This is a genomic window from Martelella radicis, assembly GCF_014196625.1.
GTDB lineage: Bacteria > Pseudomonadota > Alphaproteobacteria > Rhizobiales > Rhizobiaceae > Martelella > Martelella radicis.
In genome coordinates this window covers 212,451-229,034 of sequence record NZ_JACIDZ010000005.1, presented here as the reverse complement: position 1 = coordinate 229,034, position 16,584 = coordinate 212,451, and the positions used below count along the sequence as shown (strand labels likewise).

At 64.4% G+C, this 16,584-nt stretch carries 17 protein-coding genes; 13 read left to right on the top strand and 4 right to left on the bottom strand.

Annotated elements, in window-relative coordinates:
• Window positions 1-39: 39 nt before the first annotated feature.
• From GGR30_RS09800 to GGR30_RS09755, 10 genes are all read left to right on the top strand, one after another.
• Window positions 40-1,098 (top strand): ABC transporter ATP-binding protein, encoded by a 1,059-nt coding sequence (locus GGR30_RS09800; protein WP_183485577.1) that lies wholly within the window; start codon window positions 40-42, stop codon window positions 1,096-1,098.
• Entirely contained in the window at window positions 1,098-2,006 is a 909-nt protein-coding gene (locus tag GGR30_RS09795) for an ABC transporter permease (RefSeq protein ID WP_183485574.1), read from the top strand. Before GGR30_RS09800 ends, GGR30_RS09795 begins: the two co-directional genes overlap by 1 nt.
• On the top strand, window positions 2,006-2,815 hold the full coding sequence (locus tag GGR30_RS09790) for an ABC transporter permease (RefSeq protein WP_183485571.1): 810 nt from the start codon (window positions 2,006-2,008) through the stop codon (window positions 2,813-2,815). The genes GGR30_RS09795 and GGR30_RS09790 overlap by 1 nt, the downstream gene beginning before the upstream one ends.
• Window positions 2,815-3,735, top strand: coding sequence for a hydroxymethylglutaryl-CoA lyase (locus GGR30_RS09785; protein ID WP_183485568.1), 921 nt, complete (start codon window positions 2,815-2,817; stop codon window positions 3,733-3,735). Before GGR30_RS09790 ends, GGR30_RS09785 begins: the two co-directional genes overlap by 1 nt.
• A gap of 21 nt (window positions 3,736-3,756) precedes the next feature.
• Window positions 3,757-4,491 (top strand): enoyl-CoA hydratase/isomerase family protein, encoded by a 735-nt coding sequence (locus GGR30_RS09780; protein ID WP_183485564.1) that lies wholly within the window; start codon window positions 3,757-3,759, stop codon window positions 4,489-4,491.
• Complete coding sequence (locus tag GGR30_RS09775) at window positions 4,488-5,669, top strand: CaiB/BaiF CoA transferase family protein (RefSeq protein ID WP_183485561.1); 1,182 nt, start codon at window positions 4,488-4,490, stop codon at window positions 5,667-5,669. Before GGR30_RS09780 ends, GGR30_RS09775 begins: the two co-directional genes overlap by 4 nt.
• Window positions 5,666-6,427 (top strand): enoyl-CoA hydratase/isomerase family protein, encoded by a 762-nt coding sequence (locus GGR30_RS09770; RefSeq protein WP_183485558.1) that lies wholly within the window; start codon window positions 5,666-5,668, stop codon window positions 6,425-6,427. The genes GGR30_RS09775 and GGR30_RS09770 overlap by 4 nt, the downstream gene beginning before the upstream one ends.
• On the top strand, window positions 6,417-8,009 hold the full coding sequence (locus GGR30_RS09765; protein ID WP_183485555.1) for an AMP-binding protein: 1,593 nt from the start codon (window positions 6,417-6,419) through the stop codon (window positions 8,007-8,009). Before GGR30_RS09770 ends, GGR30_RS09765 begins: the two co-directional genes overlap by 11 nt.
• A gap of 105 nt (window positions 8,010-8,114) precedes the next feature.
• On the top strand, window positions 8,115-9,140 hold the full coding sequence (locus GGR30_RS09760) for an ABC transporter substrate-binding protein (protein ID WP_183485552.1): 1,026 nt from the start codon (window positions 8,115-8,117) through the stop codon (window positions 9,138-9,140).
• A 55-nt stretch (window positions 9,141-9,195) separates the two neighbouring features.
• A complete protein-coding gene (locus GGR30_RS09755; RefSeq protein ID WP_183485549.1) occupies window positions 9,196-10,155 on the top strand; it encodes an NAD(P)H-dependent flavin oxidoreductase in 960 nt (319 codons plus the stop codon).
• Window positions 10,156-10,475: 320 nt separating this feature from the next.
• Here the strand turns inward: GGR30_RS09755 and GGR30_RS09750 are convergent, their stop codons facing one another.
• The 4 genes from GGR30_RS09750 to GGR30_RS09735 are packed head-to-tail and all read right to left on the bottom strand — an operon-like array spanning window position 10,476 to window position 14,024.
• Window positions 10,476-10,811 (bottom strand): hypothetical protein, encoded by a 336-nt coding sequence (locus GGR30_RS09750; protein WP_183485546.1) that lies wholly within the window; start codon window positions 10,809-10,811, stop codon window positions 10,476-10,478.
• Window positions 10,811-11,689: a DUF6772 family protein gene (locus GGR30_RS09745; protein WP_183485711.1), complete on the bottom strand. Its 879-nt coding sequence runs from the start codon at window positions 11,687-11,689 to the stop codon at window positions 10,811-10,813. The genes GGR30_RS09750 and GGR30_RS09745 overlap by 1 nt, the downstream gene beginning before the upstream one ends.
• 47 nt (window positions 11,690-11,736) lie before the next feature.
• Window positions 11,737-12,876, bottom strand: a complete 1,140-nt coding sequence (locus GGR30_RS09740; RefSeq protein WP_183485542.1) for a mandelate racemase/muconate lactonizing enzyme family protein — start codon at window positions 12,874-12,876, stop codon at window positions 11,737-11,739.
• A complete protein-coding gene (locus GGR30_RS09735) occupies window positions 12,876-14,024 on the bottom strand; it encodes an enolase C-terminal domain-like protein (protein ID WP_183485539.1) in 1,149 nt (382 codons plus the stop codon). Before GGR30_RS09735 ends, GGR30_RS09740 begins: the two co-directional genes overlap by 1 nt.
• A 120-nt stretch (window positions 14,025-14,144) precedes the next feature.
• Between GGR30_RS09735 and GGR30_RS09730 the strand changes: the two genes are divergently transcribed.
• The 3 genes from GGR30_RS09730 to GGR30_RS09720 are packed head-to-tail and all read left to right on the top strand — an operon-like array spanning window position 14,145 to window position 16,580.
• Entirely contained in the window at window positions 14,145-14,906 is a 762-nt protein-coding gene (locus GGR30_RS09730; protein WP_183485536.1) for a FadR/GntR family transcriptional regulator, read from the top strand.
• Entirely contained in the window at window positions 14,899-15,672 is a 774-nt protein-coding gene (locus GGR30_RS09725; RefSeq protein ID WP_183485533.1) for an SDR family NAD(P)-dependent oxidoreductase, read from the top strand. The genes GGR30_RS09730 and GGR30_RS09725 overlap by 8 nt, the downstream gene beginning before the upstream one ends.
• Window positions 15,669-16,580 (top strand): SMP-30/gluconolactonase/LRE family protein, encoded by a 912-nt coding sequence (locus GGR30_RS09720; RefSeq protein ID WP_183485529.1) that lies wholly within the window; start codon window positions 15,669-15,671, stop codon window positions 16,578-16,580. The genes GGR30_RS09725 and GGR30_RS09720 overlap by 4 nt, the downstream gene beginning before the upstream one ends.
• Window positions 16,581-16,584: the final 4 nt, after the last annotated feature.

The following is a 16,584-nucleotide window of genomic DNA, read 5'->3' as shown; positions in this document are numbered from 1 at the left end:
GCAGGAATTCAGGGCCACATCGGATTGCGGGAGGACAGTATGGACGGCCAGGTCGTCATACGCGACGTCGAAAAGAACTACGGTGCCTTCAGGGCACTGGACAAGGTGAGCCTCGACATCGAGCCGGGCGAGTTCGTCACCCTGCTCGGGCCTTCGGGATCGGGCAAGACCACGCTCTTGAACGTGCTGGCGGGTTTCACCCGTCCCGATAGCGGCAGTGTCAGGATGGACGGGACCGAGTTCCTCACCCTGCCGCCGCACAAGCGCAATCTCGGCATGGTGTTTCAGAGCTATGCGCTGTTTCCGCACATGACCGTCATCAAGAATGTTGGCTATCCACTGAAGCTGCGCAAGGTGGCCCGGCCCGAGATCGAGCGTCGCGCCCGTGAAGCGCTTGATGTGGTCAAGATGGGCCATCTGGCCGACCGCGAGATCAGCGCGCTTTCGGGCGGTCAGCGCCAGCGTGTCGCCCTTGCGCGGGCGATGGTGTTCGAGCCGAAGATTCTCCTGATGGATGAGCCTCTGTCCGCGCTCGACAAGAACCTGCGCGAACATATGCAGATCGAACTGAAGCGGCTGCATGATCAGCTTGGCACCACAACGGTCTATGTCACCCACGACCAGCGCGAGGCGCTGACGATGTCGGATCGGATCGCGGTTATCAATCATGGCCAGTTGGCCCAATATGATACGCCGAGCCGCCTTTACGATCACCCGGCCAATCGTTTCGTGGCCGAGTTTATCGGGGAATCCGGATTTCTGCCGGTCAAGGTCGGGGCAAATGGCCCGAGCCTTTTCGGGGAGCCGGTTGTCGCGCGTGACCCGTGGCGCGGCGGCGACCAGGCGTGGCTGCTGTTGCGGCCCGAACGGATGGCCTGGAGCGAACCTGCAGGCCCCGCCAACCGCGTTGTCGCCACGGTGTGTGACGTGCTCTACCAGGGCGACAGCTTCCTCCTGAGCCTTGAATTGCCGGACGGCGTGGCGATCGATGTGCGTTGCAATCCGCATTCGGCCAATATTCCGGTGCCCAATCCGGGGGAGAGCATCAGTTTCTGGATTTCCCAGCAGAACACCCTTCTGGTGGAAGGTGAGGCGTGATGGCTGACACCTCCTTTCACGGTTCTGCCCGGCTGACGGGCGAGGGCAGGCTGAATGCCGGCGTGCTGGCCGCCCAGGCGCGCAGGGAAAATGCCTCGAACATGGGGCTCACGCTGCCCGGCAGCCTGCTGATCTGCATCGTCTTGTTGGTTCCCGTCGGCTGGCTGTTCTATCTTTCGGCTTTTGACGCCGCGGGCAATCTCAGCTGGTCGAACTATGAGCGGCTCGGGCGGAGCCTCTATATCCGCTCCTTCTTCACGACCTTCCGCGTGGCGGGCATCGTCACGGTCCTGTCTGTCGTGATGGGATACCCTCTGGCCTACATGATGAGCCAGGCGCGCCCGCGCATGGCGACGGTGATCCTCGTCGCAGTGCTACTACCGTTCTGGACCTCGGTTCTGGTCAGAACCTATGCATGGCTGGTTCTGTTGCAGCGCACCGGACTGGTCAACGGATGGCTGCAGTCTCTCGGGCTGACGAGCGAGCCTCTGGCCCTCGTTCACAATGAACTCGGCACGATCATCGGCATGACGCATGTGATGCTGCCGTTTCTCATCCTGCCGCTCTATGCCTCGATGAAGGCCGTCGATCCGGCGCTGATGAAGGCTGCTGCCAATTGCGGGGCAACGCCCGCCCAGGCCTTCCGCCAGGTCTATTTCCCGCAGACCGTGGCCGGCCTCGGAGCGGGAGCGGGGCTGGTCTTCGTGCTCTGCCTCGGCTTTTTCGTCACGCCCGTGCTTCTGGGCGGCGGCCGCGTCTACATGTGGGCAATGCAGATCGGTGACAATATCTCGCTTTACGGCAACTGGGGATCGGCCTCGGCGCTCGGGGTTGTGCTGGTGCTGGCAACGGCGGTGGTTCTCCTCGCCATCCGTGTGCTTCTCAATCTCGCCGGAGGGGCGCGCTAATGCTGAAGTCGCCTGTCACCGAAACCCAGATCACCCATGGCGACCGCCTGTGGCTCTACCTGGTCGTAGGCCTCGTAATGATCTTCCTCGTGGTGCCCTGCATCCTCGTCATTCCGATGTCTTTTTCGGCCGGCGAATATCTCGAGTTCCCGCCGCGCGAACTGTCGCTTCGCTGGTACCGGGCCTTCCTCGGTTCGCCTGAATGGCTGGGCGCACTCTGGACCTCGATCAAGGTGGCCGTGCCGGTCACGCTGATCGCGACGGCACTGGGCACGGCCGCCGCCTGGGGGATGCATCGCCGCTATGGGCCCGTCTTCTCGCTGACGCGCGGGCTTTACATGCTGCCCATGCTGGTGCCCCTGATCCTGATCGCGGTCGGCGTGTTCTTCGTCTACGCGAAGATCGGTCTCAACGGCACGCTCGCCGGGCTGATCATCGCTCATTCGATGCTGGCGCTTCCTTTTGTGCTGGTTGCGGTCGGCAACGGGCTGACCAGTTTCGACATGGATCAGCACAAGGTCGCGCGGTCTCTGGGCGCAAGCGAATTCGTGGCCTTCTTCACGGTCACGCTGCCGCAGATCAGGATTTCCATCCTGTCGGGCGCGGTCTTCGCCTTCGTCACATCCTTCGATGAGGTGGTGATCGCTCTTTATATTTCCTCCGGCGAGAACGAGACGCTGACGCGGCGCATGTTCTCCAACATCCGTGATCAGGTCGACCCGACGGTTGCCGCGGTCTCGTCGCTTCTGGTCGGGGTCGTCATCATCAGCATGGCGCTGTTCCTCGTGCTGCGCAAGGAGGACGCGTGATGTCGGTGGTCCTGTGCGAATGTTTTGCCCGCGACGGGCTCCAGCACGAAACCGTGGAGGTGTCGACGGACAGGAAGGTGGCACTGATCGACGCAATGACCGCTGCGGGTTTTCCCCGCATCGAGGCGACGAGCTATAGCCATCCCGGGCGGATCCCGGTCTTCGCCGATGCATCCGAGGTCTTGCGGCGCATCCGGCGCGGCGAGGGCGTACACTACAAGGCGACCTGCCCGAACGAGCGAGCCGTAGCTCGCGCTCTCGATGACCTCGCCGCCGGGTTTGGCGCGACCGAGATCAGCTTTCTTGCCTCTGCCACGGAAGGTCACACCGAACGCAATCTGCGCACGACAAGGGCCGGGCAGTGGGCGCGGGTCGAGGAAATGGCGCGGCTCGCCAAAGGGCGCTTTCGCATCGTCGGCGTGCTGTCGGTGGCGCTCGGATGCCCGTTTGAGGGAAAGGTCGATCCCGGCCGGGTCGTCGAGGATGCAGCCCGCTTCGCCGATCTCGGGGCAGAACTGTTGACCGTCGGCGATACTGTCGGGACGGGTACGCCGCGCAGCGTGCGCCACCTGTTCCGCCGTCTTCTCGATGAGGTTCCGAACATCGTGCCGGTCGCGCATTTCCACGATACGCGCGGGTCGGCGCTAGCCAACTGCATGGCGGCCCATGATGTCGGTTGCTGCCATTTCGACAGCGCTTTCGGCGGGGTTGGCGGCCATCCCGCGAAGATCAGCTACGGCCAGGGCCGTACCGGAAACGTGGCAACCGAAGACCTCGTCAGTCTGTTCGAGGCCGAAGGCATCGCCACCGGTATCGACCTCGATGCGATGATGCGCCTGTCCGAGAATTGCGAAGCCGTGCTGGGCCGTCAGCTGGACAGCAAGGTAGCCCGAGCCGGGCTTTTGTCACCGGCTGCCTGACCGATGAAGGAGAAATACACAATGAGCACGGAAGCCTTCGTTGAGGTGGAGGATCGCGATGCGGTCCGGATCATAACGCTGGATCGGGCGGAAAAGCTCAACGCGCTGAATACGGCCCTGACGCAGCAGCTTCTGGATGCGATCGAAAGCGTGGGCCGCGACGCCTCTATCCGCGCCGCCGTGATCCGCGGCGCCGGGCGAGGTTTCTGTTCCGGAGCGGATCTGGCTGAATTCAAGGATCTGACGCCCGATCAGCAGGACCGCGTCATGGCGCGCGCCGATCTGACCTGCCGCCTTCAGGCAGCAGCGCAAGGGCAGGGCAAGCCGTTTGTCGCCGCCATTCACGGCGCCACGGTCGGCGGCGGCGCGGGACTTGCCCTTGGCTGCGACATGGTTGTTGCGGCGCGCGGCCTCAAATTCGGCTATCCGGAAACCAAACACTCCATCGTGCCCGCCCTGGTCATGACCGGATTGCAAAGGGCGCTCGGGCGCAAGGCCGCCTTCGAGATGATCTCGCTCGGCCGCCTGATCGATGCAGATGAAGCCATGGCGCTGGGCCTGGTCAATCGCGTTGTCGATGGTGATCCGCTACCGGCCGCGCTCGCAATCGCGCAGACCTGGGCCGCAATCGAGCCGCGGGCGATGGCTGCGACCAAATCGCTGTTTTACCGCGTTGGTGAGCTTCACTTCGAAGCTGCCATGCTTGCAGGGCGCGATGTGAACGCGATGATGCGTTCCTTCCGGGAGGTTAAATGATGCGACCGCTCGACGGGATCACCATTGTCGATTTCAGCCGCGTGCTGGCCGGGCCGATGGCCACGCAGATCCTTTCGGATGCGGGCGCCAGGGTCATCAAGGTGGAGCGGCCTGGAAAGGGCGACGAAAGCCGGACCTTCGCGCCCTTCTTCGAAGGCGGACAGAGCGCCTATTATTCGGCCTTCAATCGCGGCAAGACCTCGATCGCCATCGATCTGCGCAAACCGGAAGGCCAGCGCATTGCTCTTGATCTCGCGGCGAAGGCTGATGTGGTCGTCGAGAATTTCATCCCCGGCACGATGGATCGCATGGGGCTCGGCTATGACGCCGTGCGCGCGGTCAACCCGGGTATTGTCTATGTGTCGAACACCGGTTTCGGCCAGACCGGCCCCTACAGCACCCGCAAGGGGTACGATACCGTTTTTCAGGCGCTCTCCGGGGTGATCGACCTGACGGGGTATCCCGATGGCCCACCTGCCAAGGTGGGGGTGCCCTTTGCCGACATGACATCGGGGCTGTGGATTGCCATTTCGGCGCTGACGGGGCTCATGGGGCGGCAGAAGACGGGGCAGGGATGCCATGTCGACCTGTCGATGATGGATGTTCAGGTCAGCTTGCTGAGCCTGCCCGCCGCCTGGCACTTCGCCGACGGTATCACGCCGACCCGGACAGGGACGGAGCATCTGGGCCGCGTGCCTTCCGCCGCCTTCGAGTGTGCGGGCGGGCAGTGGATATTCATTTCCGCCTCCGATCAGCACTGGCCCGCGGTGGTCGAGGTGCTGAAGCTGGACGCTCCTGAAGAATGGGCCGAAATGGCGATGCGGGTCGAACAGCGCGACGAGGTCATGCGCCGCATGCGCGCCCTTATCCTGACCCGTGAACGGGCCGAACTGGCCGATGCTCTGCGCCGGGCGGATGTGCCGGTCGGCGAGGTGAACACCGTGCCGGAAATCCTTTCCGATCCGCATACCGCCGCGCGCGGGATCGTGGGCCGCTACGATGACAGCGGCAGCGGATCAACGCCGGCGCTGGGAACACCGGGCCGGTATTCCGGATATGAGGGGCCGCGCTTTGTTGCGCCGCCACGGCTTGGCGAGCAGTCCGATGACATTCTGATGGAGTTGGGTCTGGACGCCGATCGCGTCGCCGAATTGAGACAGAAGGGAGTGGTGGCATGACGCCGGAACTTGTAAGGACTGTGCGCCAGGGGCCGATCGCCCGGATAACGCTCAACCGGCCCGAGGCGCGCAACGCGGTCAATCTCGAACTGTGTCATGCGCTTCAGGCGGCATTCGACAGTTTTCAGGGCGATGGCGAAACCGCCGTCATCATCCTCGACGCCGCCGGCCCGGTGTTTTGCGCCGGGGCCGATATGCGGGAGCGAAAGGGCAAGGACGAGGCCTGGGTTCTGGCCCGGCGTCAAGCCTCGTTCCGCGCCTATGCGACGATCGAAGCCTGTCCGATCCCGGTGGTCTGCGCCGTTCAGGGCGCTGTGGTGGGCTCGGGCGGCGAGATATCGATGGCCTGCGATTTCATCGTCGCCTCGGATGCCGCGACCTTTCTTTTTCCTGAACCGCAGTGGGGCACGGTCGGCGCTACGCAGCGCCTGCAGCGGCGTATCGGGGTGGCGCGGGCAAAGGAGCTTCTTTTCACGGGGCGCAAGATGGATGCGCAGGAGGCCTACGCCGCCGGTCTGGTGAGCCGGCTGGTCGCGGTGGATGATCTGGAGGCCGAAGTCGAGGCGATCGCGGAGAAAGTCGCATCGGCGCCTCGCGTTGCCATGCGGCTGACGAAGCAGGCCGTCGACCAGGGCAGTCGCACCGACCTGACCTCCGGCATCGAAATCGAAATGGCCGCGATCCGGCAGCTTCTGACGCAAACGGATTGGCAGGCCGGCGTGGCGAAATTTTCCAGCGAGGTCGGCAATGCAGGCTGATGCTATCCGCGCCGGCGCGCTCTGCCCCGTGACCATAGAGGCGGCCCTTCAGCGCACCGTCGCTCTGGCGCCCGATGTCGAGGCGATCGTTGCGCCTGACGGACGCCGGACTTTCGCGGAACTGGGAGACGAGGTTGCGCGGCTGCGCGGCGCACTTCATGCGGCGGGCGTACGGCGTGGCATGCATGTTGGTCTCTGCCTCGGCAATGGCGCGCTGTTCCAGGCCTTGTTTCTGGCGCTCGGATCGATCGGCGCGGTGACGGTTCCCGTCAATACCCGCCTGCGCAGCGAGGATATCGCCTACTGCCTGAGCCAGTCGCGGGTGCGCCTGCTGATCACCGCGGACCGGGTGCTGTCGAGTGATTTCATCGAGCTGCTGGGTCCCCTGATGAACGGCCGGTTGCCGGATCTCGAGCGCGTGGTGCTGACTTCGGGCTCCGCACCCTGGGCAGAGACCTGGCAGGACTTCTTGTCCCGTCCAGTGACCGGCACGCCGGAGCGGTCGCAGGCTGGGGACGTCATCCTGATGCAATACACCTCGGGCAGCACCGGCTTTCCCAAGGGGGTGATGCTGCGCCAGCACGCGCTGCTGACGAACGGTTTCATCTCGGCCCAGCGGATGGGGCTGCGGGTTGCCGACAGGTTCCACTCCGCGCGTCCCTTTTTCCACGTCGCGGGAACGTCGCTGTCGCTCTGCGCCGCCCTGCAGCATGGCGTCACGCTGGTCACGATGGAGCGTTTCGAACCCGGGGAGGCGCTGCGCCTGATGGAGGAGGAACGCTGCACGCATTTCTCGGGAAACGACACGATGGCGCTCATGCTGCTGAACCATCCCGATCGGGCCGCGCGGCGTCTGGCCCTGCGCGGCGCCTGGGTGGCGGGCGCGGCCACGGTGCTGCGCCGGGTGGTGCATGAACTGGGCGCCGTCGACTGCGTTTCCGGCTACGGGCTTTCCGAAGCCTCACCGAACATCGCCCAGTCTGCGTGGTGGGAGACGGAAGATGTCCGCACGGGCGGACTGATGCGGCCGCAAACCGGCCTCGAAGTCGGCATTTTCGATCCCGGCACTGGCGAGCGCCTGCCATCCGGACAGAAGGGTGAAATCCGGGTGAGGGGCTGGTCGGTGATGTCGGGCTATTTCGACATGCCCGAAAAGACAGCCGAGACGCTCGATTCTGATGGCTGGCTGTCCACGGGCGATCTGGGCAGCCTGGACGCGCAAGGACGGCTCGCCTTTCTAGGGCGGCTCAAGAACATCGTGCGGGTGGGGGGCGAGAATGTCTCGCCCGAGGAGGTCGAGGATATTCTTCACCGGCATCCGGCCATCCGTCAGGCCCAGGTCGTCGGCGTGCCGGACGACCGGCTTCAGGAGGTCTGTGCCGCGTTCATCATCCTGAATGATGGCGCGACGCTGGATGTTTCGCAGCTTGGCGACTGGGCCAGAGCGGCGATGGCGGGGTTCAAGGTGCCGCGCCACATCTGGATCGTTGATACCTTCGAGGACATTGGAATGACGGCTTCGGCCAAGGTGCAGAAGTCGAAGCTGGCGGACCACGCGCGCCGGCTGCTCGAGCAGGTCTGACGTGGGGGGGGAACCCCTCGGGACCCCGGCGCAAGCCGGGATGATGACGGCCCGGACCGGGCCTTTTGGAGCAATGCGGCGTTCGGCCGCAAAGGGAGGAAGACCATGAAGAAAGCAGCAAGTCTTGTGGCGCTGAGCCTGTTTGTTTCGGGCGGCGCGGCATCAGCGCAGGAACTGACCATTGCCGGCTTCGGCGGCAAGGTGCAGGAAGATCTGGCGGCGACGCTCTGGGAACCGGCGGCAGAGGCGGCCGGCCTGACCCTGAGGCAGGAAACCCATGACGGCATGGCCGGCGTCAGAGTGCAGGTGCAGTCGGGCAATCCCGGCTGGGATATCGTGCATATGGGCGCGGACCAGTGCGCCGTGGGTGAAGCCGCGGGGATCTTCGAGCCGCTGGACTATGACGTGATCGACGCCGATGGCATTGCGGACGGGGCCAAGGGGAAAGACTGGATCGGCATCAATTCCTACTCGGTCGTTCTGGCCTACAATACGGATAAGTATGGCGACAATCCGCCCAAGAACTGGGCCGACTTCTGGAACACCGAGGAATTTCCCGGGCGCCGGGCGCTCGGCGCCTATCCGCAGGAAATGATCGAGATCGCGCTTCTGGCCGATGGCGTGGCCAAGGAGGATCTCTATCCGCTTGATACCGACCGGGCCTTCGATGCGCTCCGGCGCATCCAGCCCGCGATCGACGTCTGGTGGACCTCGGGCGCTCAGTCGGCCCAATTGGTGGCGGACGGCGAGGTCGACATGCTTGCGATCTGGGGCAGCCGCGTCACCGGCGTTATCGACAACGGCGCTCCGGTTGCCTTCACCTATACCGACGGCATTCTCGGCAATGGATGCCTGGCGATCCTCAAGGGCTCGGACAATGTCGAGGCCGCGCAGAAGTTCATCGCCGGCGTTGTGGCGCCCGAAACCCAGGCGCGCATTCCGGAAATGATGCCCTATTACGGACCGACAAACCAGAAGGCTTTCGAAGTTGCCACCTTCTCCGACGAGGTTCTGGCGGCATCCAACACTGCGCCCGCGAATGCGGAAAAGCAGGTGATCATCGATGTGAACTGGTGGGCTGAAAACGCGCCGCTTGTTCAGGAAGACTACAAGATGATGATGGTCGAATGACCACCTTCCGGCGCGGGATCAATGCCCGCGCCGGAGTGTTCGCACGGAGTGAGTGATGAAGATCGAAACGCGTCTGACGCGGCTTCTGGGTATTGACCTGCCCATCTGCCAGGCCGGCATGTCGTGGGCCTCGTCCAACGCGGCGCTGCCGCTGGCGGTGTCGCGGGCCGGGGGACTTGGCGTTCTTGCCGCTGGTCCGATGTATATCGAGGCGCTCGAACAGGCCATCGATGATATCCGCGCCGGGACGGATCGTCCCTTCGCCGTCAACCTGCCGCTCTACAACAAGCGCGCTGACCAGATGATGGACCTCCTGGAAGCCAGGCGCGTGCCGATCCTCGTCTGCTCCCAGGGCGGGACACAGAAATATCTCGATCGTTTCAAGGCCATCGGCACCACCTGTCTGCATGTCGTGGCGAGCGAAGAGCACGCGGTGAAGGCGATGCGGGCAGGCGTCGATGGACTGGTCGTGGTTGGCGGCGAGGCGGGCGGGCATCCGCCGCCGACCCAGGTCAGTACGCTGGTGCTGCTGCGGGCGGTTGCGCGGGCGATTGGCGGCGAGATACCCATCATTGCATCGGGGGGCTTTGCCGACGGGCGCGGGCTGCTGGCGGCACTCTCGCTCGGCGCGGACGGGGCGAGTTTCGGAACCCGTTTCATCGCCACGCCCGAAGCCGGCGTTGCCGACAGCTACAAACAGGCGGTCCTTTCCGCCGGCGTTGCCGATACCGATTGTGTCGGGCGCGACGTTGGCATGATCCGGGCGATCCGGAACGATTTTACGCGGAGTATGACCGCGCTCGAGGGCGGTGGCGCGGATATCGAGGTACGCCGTGATATCTTTGCCCGATCAACCCTCAAAATGGCGGCGCTTGATGGCGACATGGCGCTTGGCAAGGTTGAGGCAGGGCAGAGCGCGGGATTGGTCACCGCTATAAAACCGGCAAGCGACGTCGTCCGAGAAATCGCCCGAGAATATGCCGAAGCCTTGATGACACTGCCGGCGATCGCATGACATGGCATCGACCGAGAGGTTGTGTGAACGGTCGATCATTTCCTGTTCCCCGGCAATCCCGCCTTGCCGAGCACTCCGGTTATCGCGGCAGAGACCGGGGAACTGCGAAGCATCATTCTCCAGCGTCTGCTTACCCCGGACGGCGGCAAGCGCCATCTTCGCCTTGAAAGCCGGGCTGTGGTTCCGGCGCGGTCGTCTCGTCAGTATCTCCTGTTCACGGCATCCCAACCGAAGTCAGGCAGAAAGTCCACCTATCCCAGCTGTGCAGATCTCCCGCCACGATCCAGGAGCTCGCTCAGCGTCGATCTGCAGTGATTCCGTCAAGCTTTCAAATGCAACGTGACCAGAACGGTGATCTCCGACCCCTCCGGCAACTCGGCGGAGAGGCGGAGCCAGCCGCCGAAATGCGACAGCTTGGCCGCCGTCAACTCGTCCCTGGCTTCCGGCAGGCTGAGGGTCGTTCCTTCCGCCGTCCAGTGGATGCCATCCGGCGAGATTTCGACAACGGCTTTTGGCAGAACGCCTTTCGGCGTCTTCAGCGCGCGCGCGAAGATGACCGCCTCATGCGCCCAACCTGCCTCATATGGTTCTGTTGCGGCATGGCCGCTCCAGCTTTCATTGCGGGCGATGATGGCTGTGATGTTTTCCGGCAGCATCAGAAATCCCCCGAGATGCAGACTGAATCGACATAGAGAAAAGCGCGCTTGGCGACATCGGTTTCGGCGAACAGGCAGAAATTCAGCATGCACCAGAGGTTCTTCATCGCCGGAATGCGCATCGGCGCGAAGCCCGACACGTCGAATTCGCGGTCGTTGCAGCGCAGGCTTGTTGCCCGCATGCTGGCGAGATCGAAGTCGAACCGCAGATAGCTCCAGTTCACCTTGGTCGCGATCTCGTTATAGCAAAGCCGCTGGTCGCCACCGGGCAGGTCTTCCCAGCCATCGGGCGAGAGGTGATAATGGGTCGCGGTCTTGTCGTCGTCGCCGATCTTCAGCATCTCGCTGGTCTTCGACTTGAACTGCCATTTCTGGATATGCTTGCCGTGCTCGGCGTTGAGAAAGCGCACATGCGGCATCACCCGCTCGACATCGCCGTCGGTGTCGCCGCCCTGCAGGTCGAACAGGAAGCCGAAGGAGCGGACATCCGTCTCGCTGAGCTTCAGTTCCGTGGCTTCGGGCTTGAAGGTGAAGTAGCATTCAAAGCGGATCGGGCCGCGCTCGCGCGCCGTCAACCGCTTGATCGCAACGTTCTGCGCGCCCGGTCTGGCGCGGGTCGCGATCTTCAGGGCGTAGGAGCTGTCGACGCCGCCGTGGGAGCCGGCGTCCCAGTGGCTGAGGGTCGACAGCATCGCCGAGGTGTGCTGGGCGTAACCCGGCAGCATGGTGTCGAGCGTATCCTCGTAATTGCCGACAAGCTGAGACCAGCCGCAATGGCCACGCGAGAAATCATCTAGGCTGATGATCCGACGCAGCGGATCGAAACGGCTGAGATTGGGATCGGAAAGGCGAATCGCCCTCAGCATCGCGGTTTCCAGTGCGTCCGGTGCGGCGGCATTGGCCATGGAGGTCTCCTTGAAAGATGTCATTCGGGCGCGCGCAGCCGTTCGACCGCATCCCAGTTGATCTGAAGGCCGAGGCCCGGCCCCTGCGGCACGTCGAGCGTGCCATCCTTCTGGCGCAGGCAGCCGGGGGCCAGATCGGCAAGTTCGGTCTTGAACGGGCTGCGGTCGCCCTCGCACTCCATGATCCGGAAGTTCGGCATCGCGGCCGAAAGATGGACGGAAGCGGTTTCGCAGACGATGCCGGACATGCCGATATGCGGCGCGTAGTCGACATCGAAGGCGCGTGCGAGCTCGGCCATGCGCCGGGTCTCGGTTATGCCGCCGGCGCGTGCCACATCCGGCTGCAATACGGAAAGCGTGCGAGACGTTACCAGCCGTTTGGCCTGGTCGACCGTGAAATTGCTCTCGCCAGCGGCAAGCGGCACATCGCAAAGCCTTCTGAGTTCCTCGTAGCCCTGCTCGTTTTCCGGGGCAAGCGGCTCCTCGAACCAGACATAGCCGCAATCGGCCAGCGCCTTGCCAACCTCGACCGCCTCATCCAGGCCATAGGCCCAGTTGGCGTCGACGCACAGCGCGACCTCGTCGCCGGCGCGGCGACGCATCAGTTCGATCTTGCGGCAGGCATCGGCAACCGGGGAGGCCATCTTGATCTTGATCTGGCGAAAGCCCTGCTCCAGAAGCTCATCGAGCTGCTCTTCCATCAGCGCGTCGTCGCGCCAGTTCACCGCGGCGGCATAGACATCAATGCGCTTGCGGCCGATGCCGCCCAGGAGCGCATGGACGGGAAGGTCCGCCGCCTTGCCGAGAATATCCCAGAGCGCGATATCGACGCCGGAAATCGCCTCGAGCAGCATGCCGCCCGCCCGCCCCGAAAGCGCGCGGCGCATGTTGGCCCAGTGGGCGGCGATATTGCCGGCGGGCTGCCCCACAAGACGCGGCTTCAGGGCATCCTCGATCAGATGGGCATAGGCATGCGGCGCAAAGCGCGCCAGCGTCTCGCCAATGCCGACGATGCCGGCATCCGTGCGCACTTCAACGAGCACGATCGAGACCTCGTCGTAGCGCCCCCACGAGGTGATGGTTGGCTGCGGCAATTTCTGCGTCAACGGATACGCTATGACATCGCTGATCAGGATGTCGCCATTCGTCTCGACGGCCATCAGGCGGCCTCCCTTGCCATTTTTTCCATGCGGGCGACGCCCTCCCAGTTGATTTCGATCCCGAGACCCGGTCCCTGCGGCACGCTCAGCATTCCGCCCTCGGCGCGTTCCCCGCCCGGACGCAGATCCGCAACCTCCGACTTGAACAGGTTGGCGCTTGCCGCGCATTCCATGATCCGGGTGTTCGCGGCTGCCGCCGCTACATGCAGGCTCGCCGCCTCGCAGATGATGCCCGACATGCCCACATGCGGCGCATAGGCGACGTCATGCTGGGCCGCGAGCCGGGCCATCGCCAGTGTCTCGGTAATGCCGCCGGAACGGGTGACATTGGGCTGAAGCACGGAAAGCGTCCGGTCGCAGGTCAGAGCCATCGCCTGATCAACGGCGTAATTGCTTTCGCCGGCGGCAAGCGGAACGGCGCAGCGGGCGCGAAGCTGCCGATAGCCATCCTCGTCTTCGGGGCGCAGAGGTTCCTCGAACCAGGCATAGCCATGGCGCTCCAGCGCCTTGCCGACCATAACCGCCTCATCGAGATTATAGGCCCAGTTGGAATCGGCGGTGAGCTCCACGCCGTCGCCGACGGCCTGCCTGACCGTGGCGATGCGTTTGCAGGCAGCCTCGGGGCTGCGGCCGATCTTGACCTTGATCGATGAAAATCCGCGCCGGGCGAACGCGATCGCCTGCTCTGCTGCGCGCTCCTCGAGCGGGTCCCAACTGACCGATGCCGCATAAACGGGAACCGAGGCGCGGCCCTCGCCGCCGAGAAGCCGGTAGATCGGTAATCCCGCGGCCTTGCCCGCAATGTCCCAGAGCGCGATGTCGACGCCGGCGATGGCCTCGATCAGCATGCCTCCCGCGCGGCCGGAAAGCGCACGGCGCATCAGCGCCCAGTTGGCTAAGATGTTGAGAGCATCGCGGCCGACAAGCCGGGGCTTCAGCGCGCGCTCCACCAGTTCCGCATAGGCGCGGGGGGCAAACCGCGCGAGCGTTTCGCCATAACCCGTGAGGCCTGTCGTCGTTCGCACTTCGACGAGCATGATCGAGACCGCGTCATAACGCCCCCAGGACGTTTCTGTGGGCGTGGGCAATTTCTGCGTAAGCGGGTGGGCAATTATGTCCGCAATCGGGTGCGCGGCGGCATCGGGCACGTTCTGTTCCTCCTGAATGTCGAGTCTGTCTAGCTTAACAACGATATCTTAGCAACCTAAAAACATAGTTGCTATGTTGGTGAAGCCATGGTACCCCTCAGCCAATCGAAGGATGGAACCATGACTGACGCTCCGACAGAAAAGCCCTTTTTCGCGACCAAGCTGGCAACGCCGCCGCGGCTTGCCGATGCGGTATCCGATGTCATTGCTGCCGCGCTTTTCGACGGCCGCATCACGCCCGGCGATCCGCTCCCCTCGGAGGGTGAGATCGCGCGTGAATTCGGTGTCAGCAAGCCGATCGCGCGCGAAGCGCTGCGGCAGCTTTCCGGCGTCGGTCTGATCCAGACGCAGCGCGGCAAGGTTGCCCGCGCCACCGCCATCACCGGGGAGCCGCTTGACCGTATATATGGCTACGCCGTGCGCTCGAGCCTGACCCGCCTGCGCGAGGCCAACGAGATGCGCCACCTCTTCGAGAGCGGCATTGCCCGTCTGGCCGCAGAGCGCCGCGCCGAAAAAGGCGTGCAGCAGATGGCCAAGGCGGCGCAAGCCATGCGCGAGGGGCTGGGTCAGGCGGAGCTGTTCATCGAGGCCGACATTGCCTTCCACCTCGGCATGGCCGAAGCCACAGGCAACTCCATGATCCGGATGCAGGGCGAGGGGCTGCGCTCTGTCCAGCGTGAGGTCTCGGAACTGTTCTCGCGCCGGTCCAACAGGACGGCGGAGGACTGGGACCGCACCGTCGCCCGGCATGAGGCGCTTTATGCCGCCATCCGCGATGGCAATGTCGAAGAAGCCGTCCGCATGATCGACGATCACTACAAGGCCGCGGACATCGCGTCCTTCGAGGTCGCCGATCAGATGGAGACGGATGACGATGACTGACCCGCGTTTCCTTTCCGGCCGGCGCGCACTTGTGACCGGTGCCGATCAGGGCATCGGGCGCGCCATCGCGCGCGCGCTCGATGCCGCCGGCGCGACCGTCGTCCTGCACCACCTGAACGGCGCTGCCGGAGCGCGCGAGACGCTCGCCGCGGCTGAAACGCATGAGGCCGATTTTACCGAAGCCGGAGCGGCGGCAGGGCTTGCCGCCAGGGTGCTTGAAGGCGGACCGCTCGACATCCTGATTGCGAATGCTGCTATCGAGCAGCGCGGTCCCTGGCAGTCCGTTACCGAGGAAACCGTCAACCGTCATGTCGAGGCCAATTTCACGTCATTCCTGACGCTCTGCCAGGCCCTGGTGCCGCCCATGGCGGAACGCGGTTGGGGCCGGGTGGTTGCGGTCGGCAGCATCATGGCCGCGCGCCCGCGCGCCGAGACGCTGGTCTATGCCGCCCTGAAATCCGCGCAATATACCGCCCTTGCCGCCATCGCCCGCGATGTCGCCGGATCGGGCGTGACGCTGAACGCGATCGCGCCCGGCGCGATCGAGACCGAGCGCACCGCTTCCCGCTACGCCGATCCCGATTTCCGCAACGCCGTAACGGCCAAGATCCCGGCGGGCCGTCAGGGCAGGCCGGACGATTGCGTCGCGCCGGTGCTGATGTTCTGCTCGGATCAGGCCGCCTATATCACCGGCGCAACGGTGCCCGTCGACGGCGGATGGAGCCTCGGCGACGCGCCGGGCGGTCTGCCGGGAGAGCGCACATGATGCGCGCGCCCGAAATCAGGGTTCTGCACAAGTCGCCCGATATCGTCGGCGAAGGTCCGCTCTGGCTTCCCGAGAGCGGGGAGGTCGCCTGGGTGGATATTCCGGCGGGAAAGCTTCATCGCATGCCTCTTGCAGGCGGGCCGGTCACCACATTGTCTTTCGATATTTCCCCTTCAGCGCTGGCGCGCGATCTCGAGGGGGATCTGATCGTGGCGGCCGGGACCGGCTGGCATCGGCTTGCGGGCGATGGCAGCCTGTTGCCGATCGCGAGCCCGGCCATGCCGGATGCGGGCTGGCGCATGAATGATGGCTGCGTTGATCTTGACGGACGGTTCTGGACGGGATCGCTGGCCGAACCGCGCGCATCCGGCGTGCCGGGCAGGCTGTTCCGTCTCGACCGCAGCGGCGGCGTTGCCGAACTCGACGGATTGCAGACCCAGAACGGGCTTGCCGTCTCACCCGAAGGAACGACGCTCTACCTTGCTGACAGCCATCCCGAGGTCAACACGATCTGGGCCTTTGATCTTGATCGCGGTTCCGGGCGGCTTTCCAACCGCCGCGTGTTCCATCGCCCGCAGGAGGGGCGTGTGGACGGCGCGGCGATGGATGTCGAGGGCTGCTACTGGTTTGCCGGCATCGATGCGGGGCGGATCACGCGCCTCTCGCCGGAAGGCGAAGTGCTTGCTCACATCGATCTGCCCGTCAGTCGCCCGACGAAACTGGCCTTTTGCGGCCACGACCTGAAAACGATCTGCGTCACCAGCATGTCGATCCTGCCCGAAGGCAGGACCGCCGCTGACGAGCCGCTTGCCGGTGCGGTTTTCATGTTTGCGAGCGATGTCGCGGGCATGCCTGTCCCGCCGGTCAGTGTTCTGCCCGACGATCACGGGCAGAAGGAATTGCAGTGAAGAA